18 protein-coding genes are annotated in these 16,581 nt (G+C 76.6%); 12 read left to right on the top strand and 6 right to left on the bottom strand.

All coding sequences use genetic code 11. The annotated features are described in order from the left end of the window. Window positions 1–29: 29 nt before the first annotated feature. Window positions 30–581, bottom strand: a complete 552-nt coding sequence (locus B9L22_RS01830) for a YceI family protein (RefSeq protein ID WP_009862579.1) — start codon at window positions 579–581, stop codon at window positions 30–32. Window positions 582–743: 162 nt separating this feature from the next. Here B9L22_RS01830 and B9L22_RS01825 point away from each other — a divergent pair, with 162 nt between their 5' ends. From B9L22_RS01825 to ccsB, 6 genes are all read left to right on the top strand, one after another. Continuing rightward, the gene (locus B9L22_RS01825; protein ID WP_082774794.1) at window positions 744–1,271 is read left to right on the top strand and encodes a MarR family winged helix-turn-helix transcriptional regulator; all 528 of its coding nucleotides are present in this window, start codon (window positions 744–746) and stop codon (window positions 1,269–1,271) included. Between the two features lie 71 nt (window positions 1,272–1,342). Then, on the top strand, window positions 1,343–2,014 hold the full coding sequence (locus tag B9L22_RS01820) for a histidine phosphatase family protein (protein ID WP_086149008.1): 672 nt from the start codon (window positions 1,343–1,345) through the stop codon (window positions 2,012–2,014). A 211-nt stretch (window positions 2,015–2,225) separates the two neighbouring features. Beyond that, entirely contained in the window at window positions 2,226–2,789 is a 564-nt protein-coding gene (locus tag B9L22_RS01815) for a TlpA disulfide reductase family protein (RefSeq protein WP_086149609.1), read from the top strand. A 56-nt stretch (window positions 2,790–2,845) separates the two neighbouring features. Next, on the top strand, window positions 2,846–3,640 hold the full coding sequence (locus B9L22_RS01810; RefSeq protein WP_061269149.1) for a cytochrome c biogenesis CcdA family protein: 795 nt from the start codon (window positions 2,846–2,848) through the stop codon (window positions 3,638–3,640). A gap of 1 nt (window position 3,641) precedes the next feature. Continuing rightward, window positions 3,642–5,570, top strand: coding sequence for a cytochrome c biogenesis protein ResB (locus B9L22_RS01805; protein ID WP_086149007.1), 1,929 nt, complete (start codon window positions 3,642–3,644; stop codon window positions 5,568–5,570). After that, on the top strand, window positions 5,567–6,598 hold the full coding sequence (ccsB, locus tag B9L22_RS01800) for a c-type cytochrome biogenesis protein CcsB (RefSeq protein WP_086149006.1): 1,032 nt from the start codon (window positions 5,567–5,569) through the stop codon (window positions 6,596–6,598). Before B9L22_RS01805 ends, ccsB begins: the two co-directional genes overlap by 4 nt. Window positions 6,599–6,803: 205 nt before the next feature. Here ccsB and B9L22_RS01795 read toward each other — a convergent pair whose 3' ends face one another. Next, window positions 6,804–7,268: a PLD nuclease N-terminal domain-containing protein gene (locus tag B9L22_RS01795; RefSeq protein ID WP_086149005.1), complete on the bottom strand. Its 465-nt coding sequence runs from the start codon at window positions 7,266–7,268 to the stop codon at window positions 6,804–6,806. A gap of 31 nt (window positions 7,269–7,299) precedes the next feature. Between B9L22_RS01795 and B9L22_RS01790 the strand changes: the two genes are divergently transcribed. Next, on the top strand, window positions 7,300–7,686 hold the full coding sequence (locus B9L22_RS01790) for a DUF4229 domain-containing protein (protein WP_086149004.1): 387 nt from the start codon (window positions 7,300–7,302) through the stop codon (window positions 7,684–7,686). Window positions 7,687–7,771: 85 nt separating this feature from the next. Here the strand turns inward: B9L22_RS01790 and B9L22_RS01785 are convergent, their stop codons facing one another. Both B9L22_RS01785 and B9L22_RS01780 read right to left on the bottom strand, forming a co-directional pair. Then, window positions 7,772–8,641 (bottom strand): 1,4-dihydroxy-2-naphthoate polyprenyltransferase, encoded by an 870-nt coding sequence (locus B9L22_RS01785; RefSeq protein ID WP_086149003.1) that lies wholly within the window; start codon window positions 8,639–8,641, stop codon window positions 7,772–7,774. Between the two features lie 80 nt (window positions 8,642–8,721). Further along, window positions 8,722–10,062: an AMP-binding protein gene (locus B9L22_RS01780; RefSeq protein ID WP_086149002.1), complete on the bottom strand. Its 1,341-nt coding sequence runs from the start codon at window positions 10,060–10,062 to the stop codon at window positions 8,722–8,724. Between the two features lie 95 nt (window positions 10,063–10,157). On the opposite strand from B9L22_RS01780, the gene B9L22_RS01775 reads away from it, so the two are divergent. Together B9L22_RS01775 and B9L22_RS01770 are read left to right on the top strand one after the other, a co-directional pair. Further along, window positions 10,158–11,228, top strand: a complete 1,071-nt coding sequence (locus B9L22_RS01775) for a DUF3048 domain-containing protein (RefSeq protein WP_143317007.1) — start codon at window positions 10,158–10,160, stop codon at window positions 11,226–11,228. 131 nt (window positions 11,229–11,359) lie between these two features. Then, a complete protein-coding gene (locus tag B9L22_RS01770) occupies window positions 11,360–11,617 on the top strand; it encodes a hypothetical protein (RefSeq protein WP_034655574.1) in 258 nt (85 codons plus the stop codon). Between the two features lie 10 nt (window positions 11,618–11,627). Here the strand turns inward: B9L22_RS01770 and B9L22_RS01765 are convergent, their stop codons facing one another. Next, window positions 11,628–12,635, bottom strand: a complete 1,008-nt coding sequence (locus B9L22_RS01765; RefSeq protein ID WP_086149608.1) for a 1,4-dihydroxy-2-naphthoyl-CoA synthase — start codon at window positions 12,633–12,635, stop codon at window positions 11,628–11,630. Between the two features lie 23 nt (window positions 12,636–12,658). Further along, complete coding sequence (locus B9L22_RS01760; protein WP_086149000.1) at window positions 12,659–13,588, bottom strand: DMT family transporter; 930 nt, start codon at window positions 13,586–13,588, stop codon at window positions 12,659–12,661. 66 nt (window positions 13,589–13,654) lie between these two features. On the opposite strand from B9L22_RS01760, the gene B9L22_RS01755 reads away from it, so the two are divergent. From B9L22_RS01755 to B9L22_RS01745, 3 genes are read left to right on the top strand one after another with little or no spacing between them, the layout of a single operon-like run. Next, window positions 13,655–15,148 (top strand): PLP-dependent aminotransferase family protein, encoded by a 1,494-nt coding sequence (locus B9L22_RS01755; protein ID WP_086148999.1) that lies wholly within the window; start codon window positions 13,655–13,657, stop codon window positions 15,146–15,148. A 32-nt stretch (window positions 15,149–15,180) separates the two neighbouring features. Then, window positions 15,181–15,792, top strand: coding sequence for a TetR/AcrR family transcriptional regulator (locus B9L22_RS01750; RefSeq protein ID WP_051028633.1), 612 nt, complete (start codon window positions 15,181–15,183; stop codon window positions 15,790–15,792). 34 nt (window positions 15,793–15,826) lie between these two features. Then, window positions 15,827–16,546 (top strand): DUF1345 domain-containing protein, encoded by a 720-nt coding sequence (locus B9L22_RS01745; protein ID WP_051028631.1) that lies wholly within the window; start codon window positions 15,827–15,829, stop codon window positions 16,544–16,546. Window positions 16,547–16,581: the final 35 nt, after the last annotated feature.

Raw genomic sequence — 16,581 nt, 5'->3', positions numbered from 1 at the left:
TCTCGCCCGGGACGTGCCCGGGGCGACGGTCAGGCCTGCTTGATGGCCGAGACGTCGAGCGCGATCTTGATCTTGTCGCCGACGAGCACGCCGCCGGTCTCGAGCGCGGCGTTCCAGGTGAGGCCGAACTCCTTGCGCGAGATCTCGGTGGTCGCCTCGAAGCCGGCGCGCGGGTTGCCGAACGGGTCGGTCGCGGTGCCCGCGAACTCCGTCTCGAGCTCGACCGGCTTGGTGACGCCGTTGATCGTCAGGTCGCCGGCCACGACGTAGTCGTCGCCGTCGCCTGTGATGCGCGTCGACGTGAACGTCCACGTCGGCTTGTTCTCCGCGTCCCAGAAGTCGGCGCTGCGCAGGTGGTTGTCGCGGTTCTCGTCGCCCGTGCTCACGGACGCGGCGTCGAGCTGGGCGGTCACGGACGTCGACTCGAGGTCGTCGCCGACGGTGATCGTGCCGTCGGTGATCGCGAGGGTGCCGCGGACCTTCGAGATCCCGGCGTGGCGGACGGTGAACGACGCCTGCGAGTGCGACGCGTCGAGGGCGTAGGTACCGGCGGTGAGGCCGGCGGGCAGCGACGAGGCCATGGGTGCTCCTGCGGGTGGTCGGGGTCCTGGCGGACCAAGTGGTTGAACGTTCAACTTCGGAACGAGCGTATCAACAGCACCCCTCGGTCCGTCTATTCCCGTGGGGTGGAACAATGTTCCGACGCCCCCACGCCCCAGCCCCTCCCGCACCGCCGAGGACCCATGACCCGCAACGACGTCGACACCCCGACGGCGAGCACCGTCCGCACCCCCGCAGCCCCCGCCGCCGAGCCGCGCTGGCTGGACGCGGAGCAGCAGCGCCTGTGGCGCGCGTACCTCGACGGGACCGTGCGCTTCATCGAGGCGCTCGGCCGGGACCACGAGGAACGGTCCGAGGTGTCGCTCAACGAGTACGAGCTGCTCGTGCGCCTCTCCGAGAGCCCCGACCACACCCTGCGCATGTCGGCGCTCGCGGACGGGCTCGCCCGCTCGCGCAGCCGCGTGACGCACACCGTCGCGCGCATGGAGGCGCGCGGCCTGGTCCGGCGCTCCGCGAGCTCGGGCGACCGCCGCGGCGTGAACTGCGCGATGACGAGCGAGGGCTACCGCGTGCTCGTCGCGTCGGCGCCCGCCCACGTCGCGGCCGTGCGCCGGTACCTGGTCGACGTCCTCACGCCGGAGCAGTTCCGGGCGCTGGGCGAGGCGATGGCGGCCGTCGCGGAGGCGTGCAAGGCCGACCGCGACGCCTGACCACCCGTCGTGGCCCGTCGCGCCGGCCCGCGGTGGCGTGCGCTCGCCCCGAGTGCGGGACACTGGTGGGCATGGTCTCCACCATCGTCCACCTCCTGCGCCACGGCGAGGTCCACAACCCCGACGGCGTCCTCTACGGCCGGATCCCCGGCTACCACCTCTCCGAGCGCGGCCACGAGATGGCCCGCCGCGTCGCCGCGCACCTCGCGGGCGAGCCCGGGCCCGACGGCACGTCGCGCCCCCGCGCCGACCTCACGGTCGTCGTGGCCTCGCCGCTGCAGCGCGCGCAGGAGACCGCGACGCCCGCCGCCGAGGCGTTCGGGCTCGAGCTGGGCACGGACGAGCGGCTCATCGAGGCCGCGAACCACTTCGAGGGCAAGACCTTCGGCGTCGGGGACGGCTCGCTGCGGCACCCGCAGCACTGGCCCTACCTGTGGAACCCGTTCCGCCCCTCGTGGGGCGAGCCGTACGTGGAGCAGGTCGCGCGCATGCGGGCCGCCGTCGCCGAGGCGCGGGACAAGGCGGCCGGGCACGAGGCGCTGCTCGTCAGCCACCAGCTCCCGGTGTGGCTCACGCGCCTGAGCTTCGAGAACCGCCGGCTCTGGCACGACCCGCGCAAGCGCGAGTGCTCGCTCGCGTCGCTCACGTCGCTGCACTTCGAGGACGACCGCCTGGTCGGCCTGCACTACACCGAGCCGGTCGCGGACCTCCTCCCGGGCGCGGCGAGCGTCTCCGGGGCGTGACGTCGGTCATGTCCAGCGCTGTCGCCACGGCCGTCGCGCCCGAACTGCACGGTTCCGGCGTGGCGGAGGTCACGTCTCTCAGGTCCCGTTCAGGAAGCGCGGGCAGGGTGCGTCCCGTGATGCCGTCGTGACCGCCGACTCGCGCGCGCGTGCCGCGCGCCCCCTCTCCGTCGAGGCGCGGGCCGCTGCCCTGCCGTCGCGTCGGCGACCCGTGCGCCGCGCGCTGACGGGCGCCGTCGTGCTCGCCGCGACCCTCGGTCTCGCGGCGTGCGCGCAGGACTCCGGTGCCTCGACCGACGTCGTGGGGCAGGGCTTCGTCTCGGGTGACGGGTCGGTCCGCACGTGGGACGCCGACGAGCGCGGCGACGTCGTCGCGCTCACGGGCACGGACTACGAGGGCGAGCAGGTCGACACGAGCGCGTGGCTCGGGGACGTCGTCGTGCTCAACACCTGGTACGCGGCGTGCGCGCCGTGCCGGGCCGAGGCGCCCGACCTCGTGGCGCTCGCCGACGACGGCGTGCAGGTGCTGGGGATCAACACGACCGACGAGGCGGGCGCCGCCCAGGCGTTCCAGCGCCGGTTCGACGTCCCCTACCCGTCGATCGACGACCGTTCCGGCGAGGTCGTCGCGGCGCTCTCGGGCACCGTCCCGCTCCAGGCCGTGCCGTCCACCGTCGTGCTCGACCGCGAGGGCCGCGTCGCGGCGCGCGTCATCGGGCTCGTCGAGGGCTCGACGCTCACCGCCCTGGTCGACGACGTCCTCGCCGAGAGCTGACCGTGCCCGTCCTCACGCCCCTCGCCGCCGCGGTCCCCGCGGCGGCCGCGTCGAGCATCGGCGACACCTTCGCGACGACCGTGTGGAGCGGCTCGATGCTGCTCGCGGTGCCCGTCGCGGTCATCGCGGGCCTCGTCTCGTTCGCGTCCCCGTGCGTGCTGCCGCTGGTGCCGGGGTACGTCGGCTACGTCTCGGGCATGGCCGCGGCCACCACCGGCGACGGGGGCAAGGCGTCCGGGGGCACGACGACGGCCACCCGGGTCGCGGCACCGAGCCGAGGCCGCGTGCTCGCGGGCGTCGGGCTGTTCGTCGCCGGGTTCACGCTCGTGTTCGTGGCGCTCATGTTCGCGGCGGGCGCGATCGGCGTGCACCTGGTCCGCTGGGAGGACGTCATCACGCGCGTGCTCGGCGTGGTCGTCATCCTCATGGGCTTCGCGTTCCTCGGCGCGCTGCCCTTCCTCCAGCGCGAGCGGCGCCTGCACGTGAGCCCGCAGGCCGGGCTGTGGGGGGCGCCGCTGCTCGGCATCGTGTTCGGGCTCGGCTGGACCCCGTGCCTCGGCCCGACGCTCGTCGCCGTCCAGGCGCTGTCGCTCAGCGAGGCGTCGGCGGGGCGCGGCGCGATCCTCGGCGTCGCGTACTGCCTCGGGCTGGGCGTGCCCTTCCTCCTCATCGCGCTGGGGCTGCAGAGCTCGCAGCGCATGCTCGGGTTCCTGCGCCGGCACCGTCTCGCGATCATGCGGATCGGCGGCGGGCTGCTGGTGCTCATCGGTCTGGCGCTGGTCACGGGCCTGTGGACGACGTGGACGACGTCGCTGCAGGGCTGGATCGGCGGATACGTGACGGTGGTGTGAGATGAGCCGGCGGACCGGGGAGCCCGGGAACACCGAGAAGACCGAGCAGGTCGAGAAGGCCGAGAAGGCCGGCACGACCGTGCGGACGGGGTACCGCCCCGAGGGCATCGACGACGCGTTCTCCGCGGGCGACGGCCCGGGGGAGCGGACGCCGTCGGGCGGGAGGGGCGGCGCGGGAGGCGACGGCGGCCCGGCGCTCCCGTCGCTCGGGTGGCGCGGTGCGCTGCGCTGGACCTGGCGCCAGCTCACGAGCATGCGCGTCGCGCTCATGCTCCTCATGCTGCTCGCGGTCGCCGCGGTGCCCGGGTCGGTCCTGCCGCAGCGCCCGCAGGACCCGGCGGCGGTGCTGCGCTACCTCCAGGAGAACCCCACGACGGGGGAGTGGCTCGACCGTCTCGGCTTCTTCGACGTCTACGCGTCGGTGTGGTTCTCGGCGATCTACATCCTGCTGTTCGTCTCGCTTGTCGGGTGCATCCTGCCGCGCACCAAGGCGCACCTGCAGGCGCTGCGCTCCCGCCCGCCGCGTACGCCCCGCCGCTTCGACCGGTTCCCCGCACAGGGCCGCGTCGTCACGGACGCGAGGCCCGACGAGGTCGTCGAGGCGGCGAGCACGCACCTGCGCGGACGCCTGTCCTGGCTCCCGACCTTCCGCGTCGACACCGGCGCCGAGGACGCGACGCCCGCCCGCGGACGCGCCGCCGCCCGGCCCGCCGCGCGGACGGTCTCCGCGGAGCGCGGGTACCTGCGCGAGACCGGGAACCTGCTGTTCCACCTGTCCCTCGTCGGGCTGCTCGTCGCGGTCGCGACCGGCCAGCTCCTGCACTACCGCGGCCAGGCCATCGTCACCGAGGGCCGCGGGTTCGCGAACGCGGTCGTCGACTACGACACGTTCGAGAACGGCGCCTGGTTCCGCCCGTCGTCGCTCGTCCCGTTCTCCATGACGCTCGACGCGTTCGAGTCGGAGTTCGCGGCCGACGCGGCCGCGTTCGCCCAGTCGCGCGACTTCACGGCGTTCGTCACGGTGCGCGACCCCGACGGCGCCCGCCACGAGGAGACCATCAAGGTCAACCACCCGCTCACCGCGGGCGGCGCGAAGATCTACCTCCAGGGCAACGGGTTCGCGCCCGAGGTCACGGTGCGCGACGCCGACGGCGAGACCGCGTTCTCGGGCCGCGTGCCGTTCCTCCCGGAGGACACGATGTACACGTCGCGCGGCGTCATCAAGGTGCCCGACGTGTCGGACGGCCTCGACCAGATCGGCCTCGTCGGGTACTTCCTGCCGACGGCCGAGATCAGCGAGGACGGCGAGACGGCGGCCTCGATCTACCCGCAGCCCATCAACCCGCTCCTCGTGCTCGAGGTGTACCGGGGCGACCTGGGCCTCGACGAGGGCCTGCCCCAGAACGTCTACCGCCTCGACACCGACGACCTCACGCCGTCGGTCGACGAGGACGGCGAGCGCGTGAAGATCCTCGTCGCGCCCGGCGAGACCGTCGACCTCCCGGACGGCCTCGGCACCATCACGTTCGACTCCCTGCCGCGCTACGTGGCCCTCGACCTGCGGCACGACCCGTCGCTGACGTGGGTGCTCGTCTTCTCGCTCGGCGCCCTCCTGGGCCTCGCCGTCTCGCTCTTCACGCCCCGCCGCCGCGTCTGGGTGCGGGCGTGGCGCGAGGAGGTGCCCGGCACGGGCGACGACGCCCCGCGCGAGCGGACCGTCGTCGCCGTCGCAGGGCTCGCCCGGGGCGACGACGCCGGGCTGCAGGGCGAGGTCGACTCGCTTCTCGCCGCGGTCCCGGGCGTGGCACCATCGGACGAGGGCGACCTCACCTCGTCGCCGGGGCGTGCCCCGGCGGACGGCACCCGCCCCACCGGGCGTCCCGCACAGGACCCGACCGCGCGCGACCGCGCACGAAAGGCTGACCGATGACCCTCGCCGAGCTGAGCCAGGACCTCGTCTGGGCCGCAGCGACCGCGCTGACCGTCGCGCTCGTCGCGTTCGCGATCGACCTCGCGCGCCTCGCGGGCCGCGCGGACCTCGAACGGGCCGACGCCCGGGCCGGCGCGCGCGAGCGCTCCGCGGACCGCGCCGAGGTGCTCGCCGCCGCGGGCGCCTCGTCGGCCTCCCCGTACGGGCCCGGCACGACGGACGCCGCCGACGCGGACCCGGCGGACGACGCGCCGCCGTCGCGCAAGGCCGCGAACATCGGCGTCTCGCTGACGTGGCTCGGTACCGCGCTGCTGCTCGTCGCGATCGTCACGCGCGGCGTCGCGGCCGGGCGCACCCCCTGGGCCAACATGTACGAGTTCACGCTCGTGGGCACGTTCGTCGCGCTCGCGGCGTTCCTCGCCGTCTCCCTCAAGCGCGACGTGCGCTTCCTGGGCTCGTTCGTCACGGGGCTGTCGGTCCTGTTCCTCGTGCTCGCCCAGAACGCGTTCTTCGTCGTCGCGACGGGCGTGCAGCCGGCGCTCCAGTCCTACTGGCTCGTCATCCACGTCGGGGTCGCGATCATCGCGACGGGCATCTTCACCGTCGCGTTCGTCACCTCGGTGCTCCAGCTCCTGCGCGACTCGCGCGACTCGGGCAACGCGTTCCTCGGGGCCCGCGGGTGGCGCTGGCTCGACTCCACGCCGGGCGCGCTGCAGCTCGAGGCGCTGAGCTTCCGGCTCAACGCGGTCGCGTTCGTGCTGTGGACGTTCACGATCATCGGCGGGGCGATCTGGGCCGAGCACGCGTGGGGCCGCTACTGGGGCTGGGACCCCAAGGAGGTCTGGAGCTTCGTCGTCTGGATCGTGTACGCCGCCTACCTGCACGCGCGCACGACCCGCGGGTGGTCCGGCCGCCGCGCGGCGTACTTCGTGATCGTCGGCTACGCGTGCGTGCTCTTCAACTTCACCGGCGTCAACCTGCTGTTCAACGGCAAGCACTCGTACTCGGGCCTCAACCCGGGCGACTGACCGACCGTCGCGCAGCACCACGACGCGGCGCGGCACGACGAAGGGGGCCGCCGTCCGATCCGGACGGCGGCCCCCTTCGTCATGCTGCGGGCTGGGTGGCGCGAGCCTCGTGGTGCTGCGGGCTGGGCGGTGCGAGCGGCGTGGTGTCGCGGACTCGGCGGTGCGAGCATCGTCGTCGCGGGAGCCCCGGGTCGCGCCAGGCGCCTCAGCGCGTCGCGTCGTCGCCGTCCTCCGAGGGGTTGCTCGCGCCGGGGCGGCGCGCGTCGCCGTCGTCGGTGCGGTCGTCCCCGGGGGTCGCGCCCGTGGCCGGAGCGTCGTCGGCGGGCGCCGGGGAGTCGTCGCGTGCCTGGCGGCGCTGCTGCTGCTCGAGCCGCCAGAGGAACTCGGGGTCGTCGTCGGGCGCGACGGGCGCGTTGCGCCGACGCCGCGCGCCCCCGGGGGCCGAGCCGGGGCCGGGGCGGCCGGCGGGGCGGGAGCGCGCCCCGGACCGCGACGCCGAGCGCTTGACGAGGATCCACGCGATGGGGCCGAGGAACGGCAGGAGGATGATGAGCACGACCCACAGCCCCTTGGGGATGCCGCCGCGTTCGTCCTCGTCGCTCGAGGCGAGGTCGACGAGCGCGTAGACGGCGAGACCGACGGCGAGCAGCGGGAGCAGGACGCGGAGCATGGCTCCAGCCTACGGGCCGTACCCTGGAGTCGTGCCTGTCGTCGTCTACTCCGTCCTGCGTCTGCTCCTCTTCGCGGTGGCGCTCGGCGCCCTCTGGTTCGCCGGCCTGCGCGGCTGGCTGCTCGTGCTCGTCGCGGCCGCCGTCGCGCTCATGCTGTCGTACCTGACGCTGAGCAAGCCCCGCGAGGCGGCCTCGCGCTACCTCGCCGCCCGGGCCGAGCACCGCGCCCGCACGGGCGAGCGGTTCTCCCGGGAGATCGAGGACGACGCGGCGGCCGAGGACGCGGCCGTCGACGACGCCGCGGCTGCCGCCGGGTCCGCGGACCCCGCCGCGGCGGATGGGACGTCCCGCCTTGAGGCCGAGGCAGAGGCCGAGGCCGACGCGACCGGCCGCCCGGGAGCCTCCCCGGCGCGCTGACCTGGGACGCCGGAGCCGGTCCGGCCGAGCCCGCCCGCCCAGAGCCCGCCCGCCCCGAGCCCGCCGGCCCCGAGCGGGTCCGCGCTCAGAGCGCCAGCCCGACCCCCAGCAGGACGCCGTAGCCGAGCTCGAACAGGCCGGTGCCCGCGAGCACCGGGACGAGCAGCGGACCGCGCGCGCCCGCGACCACCGGGACGGTGAGGAGCGCGGCGGGCAGCAGGAGCACGAGCGTGCCGAGAGCCCACGGCGACGCGAACGCGCACACCACCGCCAGCAGGAGCGGCACCCAGATCATCGCGACGTAGGCGCGGCGCGCCCGGAAGTCGCCGAGCCGCACCGCGAGCGTGCGCTTGCCCGCGACGACGTCGGTCGGGATGTCGCGGATGTTGTTGACCATGAGGATCGCGCACGCGAGCAGCCCGACGGCGACCGCGCCGACCGCGGACGGCCACGTGACGACCCCGGCCTGCGTGTACGTGGTGCCGAGCGTCGCGACGAGGCCGAAGAACACGAACACCCCGACCTCGCCGAGGCCGCGGTAGCCGTAGGGGTTGCGCCCGCCCGTGTAGTACCAGGCGGCGAGGATCGCGACGGCGCCGACCGCCAGGAGCCACCAGTGGCCCGTGACCGCGCACAGGACGAGGCCCAGCAGGCCCGCGACGCCGAACGCGGCGAACGCCGCGGCGCGCACCTGCGCGGGCCGCGCGAGCCCGGACGCGGTGAGTCGCAGCGGGCCGACGCGGTCGAGGTCGGTGCCGCGCACGCCGTCCGAGTAGTCGTTGGCGTAGTTCACGCCGACCTGGAGCGCGAGCGCGACCCCGAGGGCGAGCAGCGCGGGCCAGAACGCGAACCCGTCCACCTGGGCCGCGGCGCCGGAGCCCACGATGACGGGCGTCGCGGCGGCAGGGAGGGTGCGCGGGCGTGCGCCCGCGACCCACTGGGTGGTGCTGGCCATGGTGCTCCGTCTCGGTCGTGCGTCTCGGTCGTGAGTCTCGGGTCGTGCGGCTCGGTCGTGCCGGGAGTGGTCCGGCCGGCTCAGCCGGGCGGGGTGCGCCCGTGCCCGACGGCGATCCGGGCCACCGCGGCGCGGTCCACCTTGCCGGGCCCGCGCCGGGGGAGGTCCGGGACGACGAGCACGCGGCGGGGTGCGGCCGCCCGCTCCAGCCTATCCGCGACGCGGTCCCGCACGGCGGCGACGAGCTCGGGCGGTGCGCTCGTCGCGCCCCCGGCGCCCGCCGTGCCCGCCGTGCCCGCCGTGCCCGCCGTGCCCGCCGTGCCCGCCGTGCTCACGGTGCCCGACGTGCCCGTAGCGGCACCGTCGTCGCGCTGCGCGCCCACCAGCGTGACGACCGCGACGACCTCCTGTCCCCACTCGGGGTGCGGCACCCCCACGACGCACGCCTCCCCGACGCCCGCGACCTCGCCGACCACGGCCTCGACCGCGGCCGGGGCCACGTTCACGCCGCCGGTGACGATCACGTCGTCCGCGCGGCCGAGGACGGTGAGCACCGGCGCGTCCGCGGGGCCGTCGAGCCGCCCGAGGTCGCTCGTGCGGAACCAGCGCGTGCCGTCGTCGTCGGTGCGGAACGCGGCCGCGGTCGTGGCCGGCTCGTCCAGGTAGCCGTCCGCGAGGAACGGGCCGGAGAGCTCGACGACGCCCGCACCCTCGCCCTCGGTGTCGCCCGCCGGGACCAGCCGGACGCGCGCGCCCGGGAGGGGGACGCCGTCGTACACGCAGCCGCCGCACGTCTCCGTCATGCCGTACGTGGTGACGACGCGCGCCCCCGCGGACCGCGCGCGGCGCAGCAGCGCGGGCGGCGTCGCGGCGCCGCCGAGGAGCACGGCGTCGAGCGAGCGGAGCGCGTCGAGTCCCGCGGCGCCGTCGGCGGACCCGGCGTCGGCCGCCTCGACGAGGCGGTGGAGCTGGGTCGGGACGAGCGAGACGTACCGCCGCTCGCCGCGCGGGGCGCGCGCGACGAGCGCCGCGAACCCGCCCGGGGTGAAGGGCTCGCCCGCGGGCGCGACCGTGAGGCCCCGCCCCGCGGCGTGGGCCCGTGCGACGACCTGCACCCCCGCGACGTGCGTCGGGGGCAGCGTGAGGAGCCAGTGCCCCGGGCCGCCCAGCCGCTCGTGCGTCGCGGCGCCCGACGCGCGCAGGGCGTCGGCGCCGAGCAGCACCTCCCGGGGCGTGCCCGTCGAGCCCGACGTGCGCAGCACGAGAGCGGTGCCCGCGGGCACGCCCGTCGGCGCCGGCCCGGAGCCCGGGGGCCGGGGGAGCAGCGGGACGGGCGCGACGGGCGGGCCGTCGCCGTCGAGCGCGGCCCCGACCGCCGCGACGAGGGCGTCCAGATCGGCGGGGACGACGGCGCGGTTCACCGGATCAGCCTAGGTCGGGTCGTACCGTGGCCGAGGACACAGGTCCGTCGTGGTGCCGGCACGGGCAGAGGCCCCGGGCCGTCGGGAGGTCGAGGGTGACGAGGACGGGACGAGGAGTCCGGGGCAGCGCGCTCGCCGCGGTCGTGGCGGCGGTGGTGGTCGCGCTCGCCGGGTGCGCGGGCGAGCCGACGGCGCCGAGCACCACGACGGTCGAGCCGGACGCGTCCGGGACCAAGGGGGTGCCTCCGACGCCCGACGTCCCCCTCGTGTGGCCGCTCACGGGCGTCGCGGCCGACGACGTCGCGGACCGGCCGGCGCTCGCGGTGAAGATCGAGAACGCGCCCCAGGCGCGCCCGCAGACCGGGCTCGAGCAGGCGGACGTCGTGTGGGAGGAGGTCGTCGAGGGCGGCATCACGCGCTTCGTCGCCGTCTACCACTCGCAGGTGCCCGAGAGCGTGGGTCCCGTCCGCTCGGTGCGTCCCATGGACCCGGCGATCGTCGCGCCGCTGCACGGCGTCCTCGCGTACACCGGCGGGCAGCAGCCGTTCATCGACGCGGTGGGTGCCGCGGGCGTCCAGTCGGTCGTCATGGACGAGGGCGACGACGGCTTCACGACCACGCGCGCGCGGCGCGCCCCGCACAACGTGTACGGCAGCCCGGAGGCGTTCTGGGCCCAGGCCGACGACGACCGCACGTCCCCGCCGCCCGCGCAGTTCGTGTTCGCCCGCGAGCCCGGGACGGCGACCGCGACGGTCGCGGGCGACGCGGCGACCCGGCTCGACGTGCGCCTCACGCACGCGAGCCGCGCGGTGTGGGAGTGGGACGGCGGCGAGGGCCGCTACGTGCGCAGCGAGGGCGACCGCCCGGCCGTCTCCGCGGACGAGGTGCGGCTGTCGGCGACGAACGTCGTGCTGCTCGCCGCGACGATGGTGGACACGCCGTTCAAGGACCCGGCGGGGGTGCCGGTCCCCGAGACGCAGCTCGTCGGGACGGGCGAGGGCGTCGTCGCGAGCGGCGGCAAGCAGGTCGCGGTGACGTGGTCCAAGGAGGGCGTCGAGGCCCCGCTCGTGCTCAGCGGCGCCGACGGCGCACCCGTCGAGCTCGAGCCGGGCGCGTCGTGGATCGAGCTCGTGCCGACGGGGTCCGGGAGCTGGACGGTGGGCTGACCCTCCGCCGTCGGGCGGACGGCGTCCTCCCCACGGCGTACGACCGCTCCGCCCCGAGGGGGACCGTCCGCCGCGCAGGTCGAGCCGCGGGGCCGACGCGCGGCAGGGGTCCCGGGCGGCACCGTGGAGTCATGGCAACCGTCGTCCCGCACCCCGTCCACCCGTCCCAGCCCCGCACCCCGTCGGAGGGCACCCCGCAGCGCCCGGCCCCGACCTCGCTCCCGCCGTCGTACGCGCCGCGCACGTCGCGCGACGACGAGCCGGGCGCCGCCCGCTCGGCCGTCCCGGTCGTCGTCTCGGTCGGGCTCCTGTTCGGCCTCGCCGTCGCGGCGGCGTTCGTCGGCCGCGGCCTCCTCGAGATGCTGACGAGCCTCGTCGGCGGCTCCTGAGCAGCGGCCGTCAGAACGAGTAGCCGAAGCGTCCCCAGTCCGGGTCGCGCCGCTCGAGGAACGCGTCGCGCCCCTCGACGGCCTCGTCCGTCATGTACGCCAGCCGCGTCGCCTCGCCCGCGAAGACCTGCTGCCCCATGAGCCCGTCGTCCGCGAGGTTGAACGCGAACTTCAGCATCCGGATCGCCTGCGGCGACTTCGTCGCGATCACCCGCGCGTACTCGATCGCGAGCGCCTCCAGGTCCGCGTGGTCCGCGACCTCGTTGACCGCGCCCCACTCGTACGCGTCCTGCGCGGAGTACTCCCGCGCGAGGAAGAAGATCTCCCGCGCGCGCTTCTGGCCCACCTGCCGCGCGAGGTACGCCGAGCCGTAGCCCCCGTCGAACGAGCCGACGTTCGCGTCGGTCTGCTTGAACCGCGCGTGCTCGCGGCTCGCGATCGACAGGTCCGCGACGACGTGCAGCGAGTGCCCGCCGCCCGCGGCCCAGCCGTTGACGACCGCGACCACGACCTTCGGCATCGTCCGGATGAGCCGCTGCACCTCGAGGATGTGCAGGCGCCCCGCGCGGCCCGGGTCGACGGCGTCGCGCGTGTGCACGTCCCCGCCGCCGTCGGGCGCGGTCGTGTACTGGTACCCGGAGCGCCCGCGGATGCGCTGGTCGCCGCCCGAGCAGAACGCCCACCCGCCGTCCTTGGGCGAGGGCCCGTTGCCGGTGAGGAGCACGGTCCCGACGTCGGACGTCATGCGCGCGTGGTCGAGGACGCGGTACAGCTCGTCCACGGTGTGGGGCCGGAACGCGTTGCGCACCTCGGGCCGGTCGAACGCGACGCGGACCACGGGCAGGTCCCGCACGACGGCGCCGTCGGCGTCGCGCTCGACGCCGCGGTGGTAGGTGAGGTCGGTGAGCGCCTCGAAGCCGTCGACCTCGCGCCAGGCGCGGGGGTCGAACGTCTCGGAGACCTGGCGGGGGAGGGCGTGCTCCCGGCCGGCGGTGGCGCGGCTCGCGTCGTCGGGCACGGCGGGGGTGGGGTCGGTGCTGCTCACGCCCGCCACGGTAGCCGGTGCGCGAGCGGGCGGCGTGCGCGCGCCGGGGCGAGCCCGAGCACGAGCCCCGTCCCGACGACGAGCGTCCCGACGACCGACCGCGCGGTCGGCTCCTCGAACCCGAGCACGACCGACGCGACGAGCGCCGCCACGGGCAGCAGGCCCGCGAACAGCCCGGCGCGCGCGGGCCCGATCGTCGCGAGGCCGGAGTACCAGAGGAGGAACGCGACGGCCGTGACGACGACGGCGAGGTACGCGAGCGCGGCGAGCTCGGCGCCGTCGGGCACCGCGAGGAACGGGCTCCCCGACACCTGCTGCCGCACGAGCCCGAGCACGGCGAGCTGCGGCACCGCGAGGACGCACGCGTAGGCGGACACGCGCAGCGCGCCGAGCGTCGGCAGGAGGGGGACGGCGAGGAGCGAGAAGCACACCTCGCACGCGAGCGCGCCGAGCGCGAGCGCGACGCCGACGGGGTCGCCCGCGCCGCCGCCCTCCACGACCACGACCCCGGCGGTCACCACGACGGCGGCCGCGAGGGTGCGGACCGCGAGCCGTCGGGCCCGTAGTGCCCCCGCGGCCGCGAGGACGACGGGCGAGGCGCCCACGACGGCCCCGACGAGCGACGGGTCGGCGCGGCCCGCGCTCTCGACGACGAGGACGCTGAAGCCGACGAGCCCCGTGGCCGCGAGCGCGGTCAGGCGCCCGAGCGCGCGCGGCGAGGGGAGCACCCAGGGGACCCGGCGCACGGCGAGGACGGCGAGCAGGACGAGCGCGGCGACGGCGTAGCGCGCGGCCTGGCCGCCCAGCACCGGGAACCCGGCGAGGGCCGCGGACGCGACGAACGACGAGCCGACGATCGCCATGCCCGCGGCGCAGCGCAGGTCGCCGGTCCGCAGGCTGCCGGGACGCTCGGGTGCGGGTGTCATGCCTCGACGGTAGGAGCGTCGTGGACCAGGGTGCAGGGCCAGGTCGCGCCTGGTTCACTGTGCCAGATGACGACCCGGCTCGCGCCCGAGGCCCTGCTGCTCGTGCTCGGACCGCGCCCCGCGCGCGACGTCGGCCGCTGGTTGCAGGACGGCCTGCGCGCGGCGGTCGTCGAGGGGCGGGTCGCGGCGGGCACGGTCCTGCCGTCGGGCCGGGACGCGGCCGTCGCGCTCGGGCTCTCGCGCGGCACGGTGACGACGGCGGTCGACGTGCTCGTGGGCGAAGGGCTGCTCGTGTCCCGGCCGCGGTCGGGCGTCGTCGTCGCGGCGCTCCCCGCGGTGCCGTCCCTCCGAGGGGCACCGCCCGCGCGGGGCCCGGGGACCGGGAGCACCCGTTACGGCACGGCGGGCCCCCGGCCCGTGAGCGTCGGGACCCCGGACCCGGCGCTGTTCCCCCGGGCGGCGTGGGCGCGCGCGGTCCGCGACGGCGTCCGCGGGCTCGCGGACGCCGACCTCGGGTACCCGGACCCCCAGGGGCTGCCCGCGCTGCGCGAGGCGCTCGCGGAGCACCTGCGCCGCAGCCGCGGCGCGCACGTGACCGCGGACGACGTCGTCGTGGTGAGCGGCGTCGCCCAGGCGCTCGCGCTGCTCGCACGGCTGCTCGCCGCGGGCCGGGTGGCGCCCGGGCCGGGGTCACGGCCAGGGACAGGGACAGGGACAGGGACAGGGGCAGGGCCCGTCACGGTCGCCGTCGAGGACCCGTCGTCGCGGGGCGCGCTCGAGCTCCTGCGTGACGCGGGGACCCGGCCCGCAGGCGTGCCCGTCGACGCCGACGGGCTGCGGACCGACCTGCTTCCCGAGGACGCGCGCGCCGCGCTCGTGACGCCCGCGCACCAGTTCCCGCTCGGCGTCGTGCTCGCCCCGGCGCGCCGTCGTGCGCTGCTCGCGTGGGCCGCCGCGGGGGATCGCCTCGTGCTCGAGGACGACTACGACGCCGAGCTGCGCTACGACCGCCGGCCCGTCGCGTCGGTGCAGCCCCTGGACCCCGAGCGGGTCGTGCTCCTCGGGTCCGTCTCCAAGCTCCTGTCGCCCGCGCTGCGGCTCGGCTGGGTCGTCGCGCCGCCGCGCGTCGTCGGGCCGCTCGTCGAGGCGAAGCGCCACGCCGACCTCGGCACGTCCGTCCCCGAGCAGGCGGCGCTCGCGGCGCTCCTCGGCTCGGGCGCGTACCAGCGGCACCTGCGCCGGGCCCGGGTCGTCTACCAGCGGCGGCGCCGCGCGCTGCTCGCCGCGCTCGGCGAGGCCCTGCCCGGCGTCACGGTCGGGGGCGTCGCGGCGGGTCTCCACCTCGTCGTCCCGCTCCCCGGCCCGGCGGCCGAGGACGCGGCGGTCGACGGGCTGCGCGCGGCCGGCGTCCCCGTCGAGCCGCTGAGCGGGACGGGCGTCGAGCGCGTCGAGCCGACCGAGCACGGCGTGGTCGTCGGCACGGCGCGCGTGCGCGAGCCCGACGTCGCGCGCGTCGTCGACGCGCTGCGGGCGGCGGGCGCGGGACGCCTGCCCGCCTGACGAGCGCGCGGCCGGTGCCCTACGGTGTGCGGGTGGGGACGACGCCGACCGAGACCGCCGACCGACGACCCGCACCGCGGCGCCAGGCGCGCGGTGTCGCGCGCCGGGACGCGATCGTCCGCGCCGCCGCGGACCTCATCCTCCAGGACGGCCCCGCGGCGGTGACCCACCGCGCCGTCGCGACGCGCGCCGACGTCCCCCTCGCGGCCACCACCTACTACTTCACCGGCCTCGACGACCTCATGGGCGCGGCCGGCGAGCTCATCGTCACCGGCTGGGCGGAGCACGCGCACGGCGCCGCGGAGCGCGCGGCACGCGGCGGGGACCGGGCCCGGGAGGACGCGCGCGTCCTCGTCGACGCCGTCCTGCCGCCCGGCGGGGAGAGCGAGCTGCGGGGCTTCTACGAGCACCTCGTCGGCGCGGGCCGCTACCCGGCGCTCGCCCGGGCCTACGGGAAGGGCCGGCAAGGGCTCGACGACGCCGTCGCGCAGCTCCTCGCCGTGCGGGGCCTCGGCCACGTCGCGGCGTCGCTCCTCGTCGCGGTCGTCGACGGCGCCGCCGTGAGCGCGCTGAGCGAGGGCCGCGACGTGCGGGCGCTCGCGGTCCGCCTCGTCGGCGAGCTCGTGGCACCCGGACCGCGCTGAGGTCGGGCGCCGCCGCCGGGTAGCCTCGCGGCCCATGACCCGACGCCCGTCCACCGCCCGACCCGCCCTGCGCGACCGCCTCGTCCCCGAGACCACCCGGACCCTCGTCTCGACCGTCGTCGCGCTCGTGACCGGCCCGGTCGTCGTGCTCCTCGCGGAGGGCCCGCTCGGCCTCGACGACCGGACCGTCCCCGTGGCGGCGGGCCTCCTCGTGTGGGTCGTGCTCGCCGGTCTCTCCTGCACGCTGACGTGCGTCGCGTTCGCCGGGCGCCGCGGCCCCGAGCTCGAGCGGGCCCTCCTGCGCGCGCACCCCGACGGGCGCGGCCGCGTCCGCACGCTGCTCCTCGGCGGCGGGTCGACGGCGTGGTCCGTCCAGTTCGCGGTCATGGCGCTGCTCGTCGGGTTCGCGCTCGCGCAGGGCGTCGCGTGGGCCGCGGCCCCCGCGCTGACCGTGCTCGGCGTCGCGGTCATCGTCGTGTCGTGGGTCGCGGTGCTCGTGTCCCACACCGTGCACTACGCGCGCCGCGACGTCGCGGCCGGCGACGGCCTCGGGTTCGCGTTCCCCGGCGAGGGACCGCGCGCCTACGCCGACTACGTGTACCTCGCCGCGGGTGTGAGCACGACCTTCTCGACCGCCGACGTCACGGTGCTCGACTCCGTCACGCGCCGGATGGTCACGACCCACGCCGTCGTCGCGTTCGCGTTCAACGCCGTGATCGTCGCGCTCGTCGTCGTGGTGCTCGTCAACGCGTGAGGGCCGCGCGCCGCGGCCGTGCCCGCGTCGGTGCC

The organism is Cellulosimicrobium sp. KWT-B (assembly GCF_002127155.1).
GTDB lineage: Bacteria > Actinomycetota > Actinomycetes > Actinomycetales > Cellulomonadaceae > Cellulosimicrobium > Cellulosimicrobium funkei.
This window is presented reverse-complemented; position numbering and strand designations above follow the sequence as displayed.

Coding starts and splice junctions, on each gene's coding strand:
- B9L22_RS01785 (WP_086149003.1), bottom strand. CDS start 8,641: ATGGCCAGCACCACCCAGTGGGTCGCGGGCGCACGCCCGCGCACCCTC.
- ccsB (WP_086149006.1), top strand. CDS start 5,567: ATGACCCTCGCCGAGCTGAGCCAGGACCTCGTCTGGGCCGCAGCGACC.
- B9L22_RS01770 (WP_034655574.1), top strand. CDS start 11,360: ATGGCAACCGTCGTCCCGCACCCCGTCCACCCGTCCCAGCCCCGCACC.
- B9L22_RS01825 (WP_082774794.1), top strand. CDS start 744: ATGACCCGCAACGACGTCGACACCCCGACGGCGAGCACCGTCCGCACC.
- B9L22_RS01820 (WP_086149008.1), top strand. CDS start 1,343: ATGGTCTCCACCATCGTCCACCTCCTGCGCCACGGCGAGGTCCACAAC.
- B9L22_RS01830 (WP_009862579.1), bottom strand. CDS start 581: ATGGCCTCGTCGCTGCCCGCCGGCCTCACCGCCGGTACCTACGCCCTC.
- B9L22_RS01755 (WP_086148999.1), top strand. CDS start 13,655: ATGACGACCCGGCTCGCGCCCGAGGCCCTGCTGCTCGTGCTCGGACCG.
- B9L22_RS01745 (WP_051028631.1), top strand. CDS start 15,827: ATGACCCGACGCCCGTCCACCGCCCGACCCGCCCTGCGCGACCGCCTC.
- B9L22_RS01805 (WP_086149007.1), top strand. CDS start 3,642: ATGAGCCGGCGGACCGGGGAGCCCGGGAACACCGAGAAGACCGAGCAG.
- B9L22_RS01795 (WP_086149005.1), bottom strand. CDS start 7,268: ATGCTCCGCGTCCTGCTCCCGCTGCTCGCCGTCGGTCTCGCCGTCTAC.
- B9L22_RS01760 (WP_086149000.1), bottom strand. CDS start 13,588: ATGACACCCGCACCCGAGCGTCCCGGCAGCCTGCGGACCGGCGACCTG.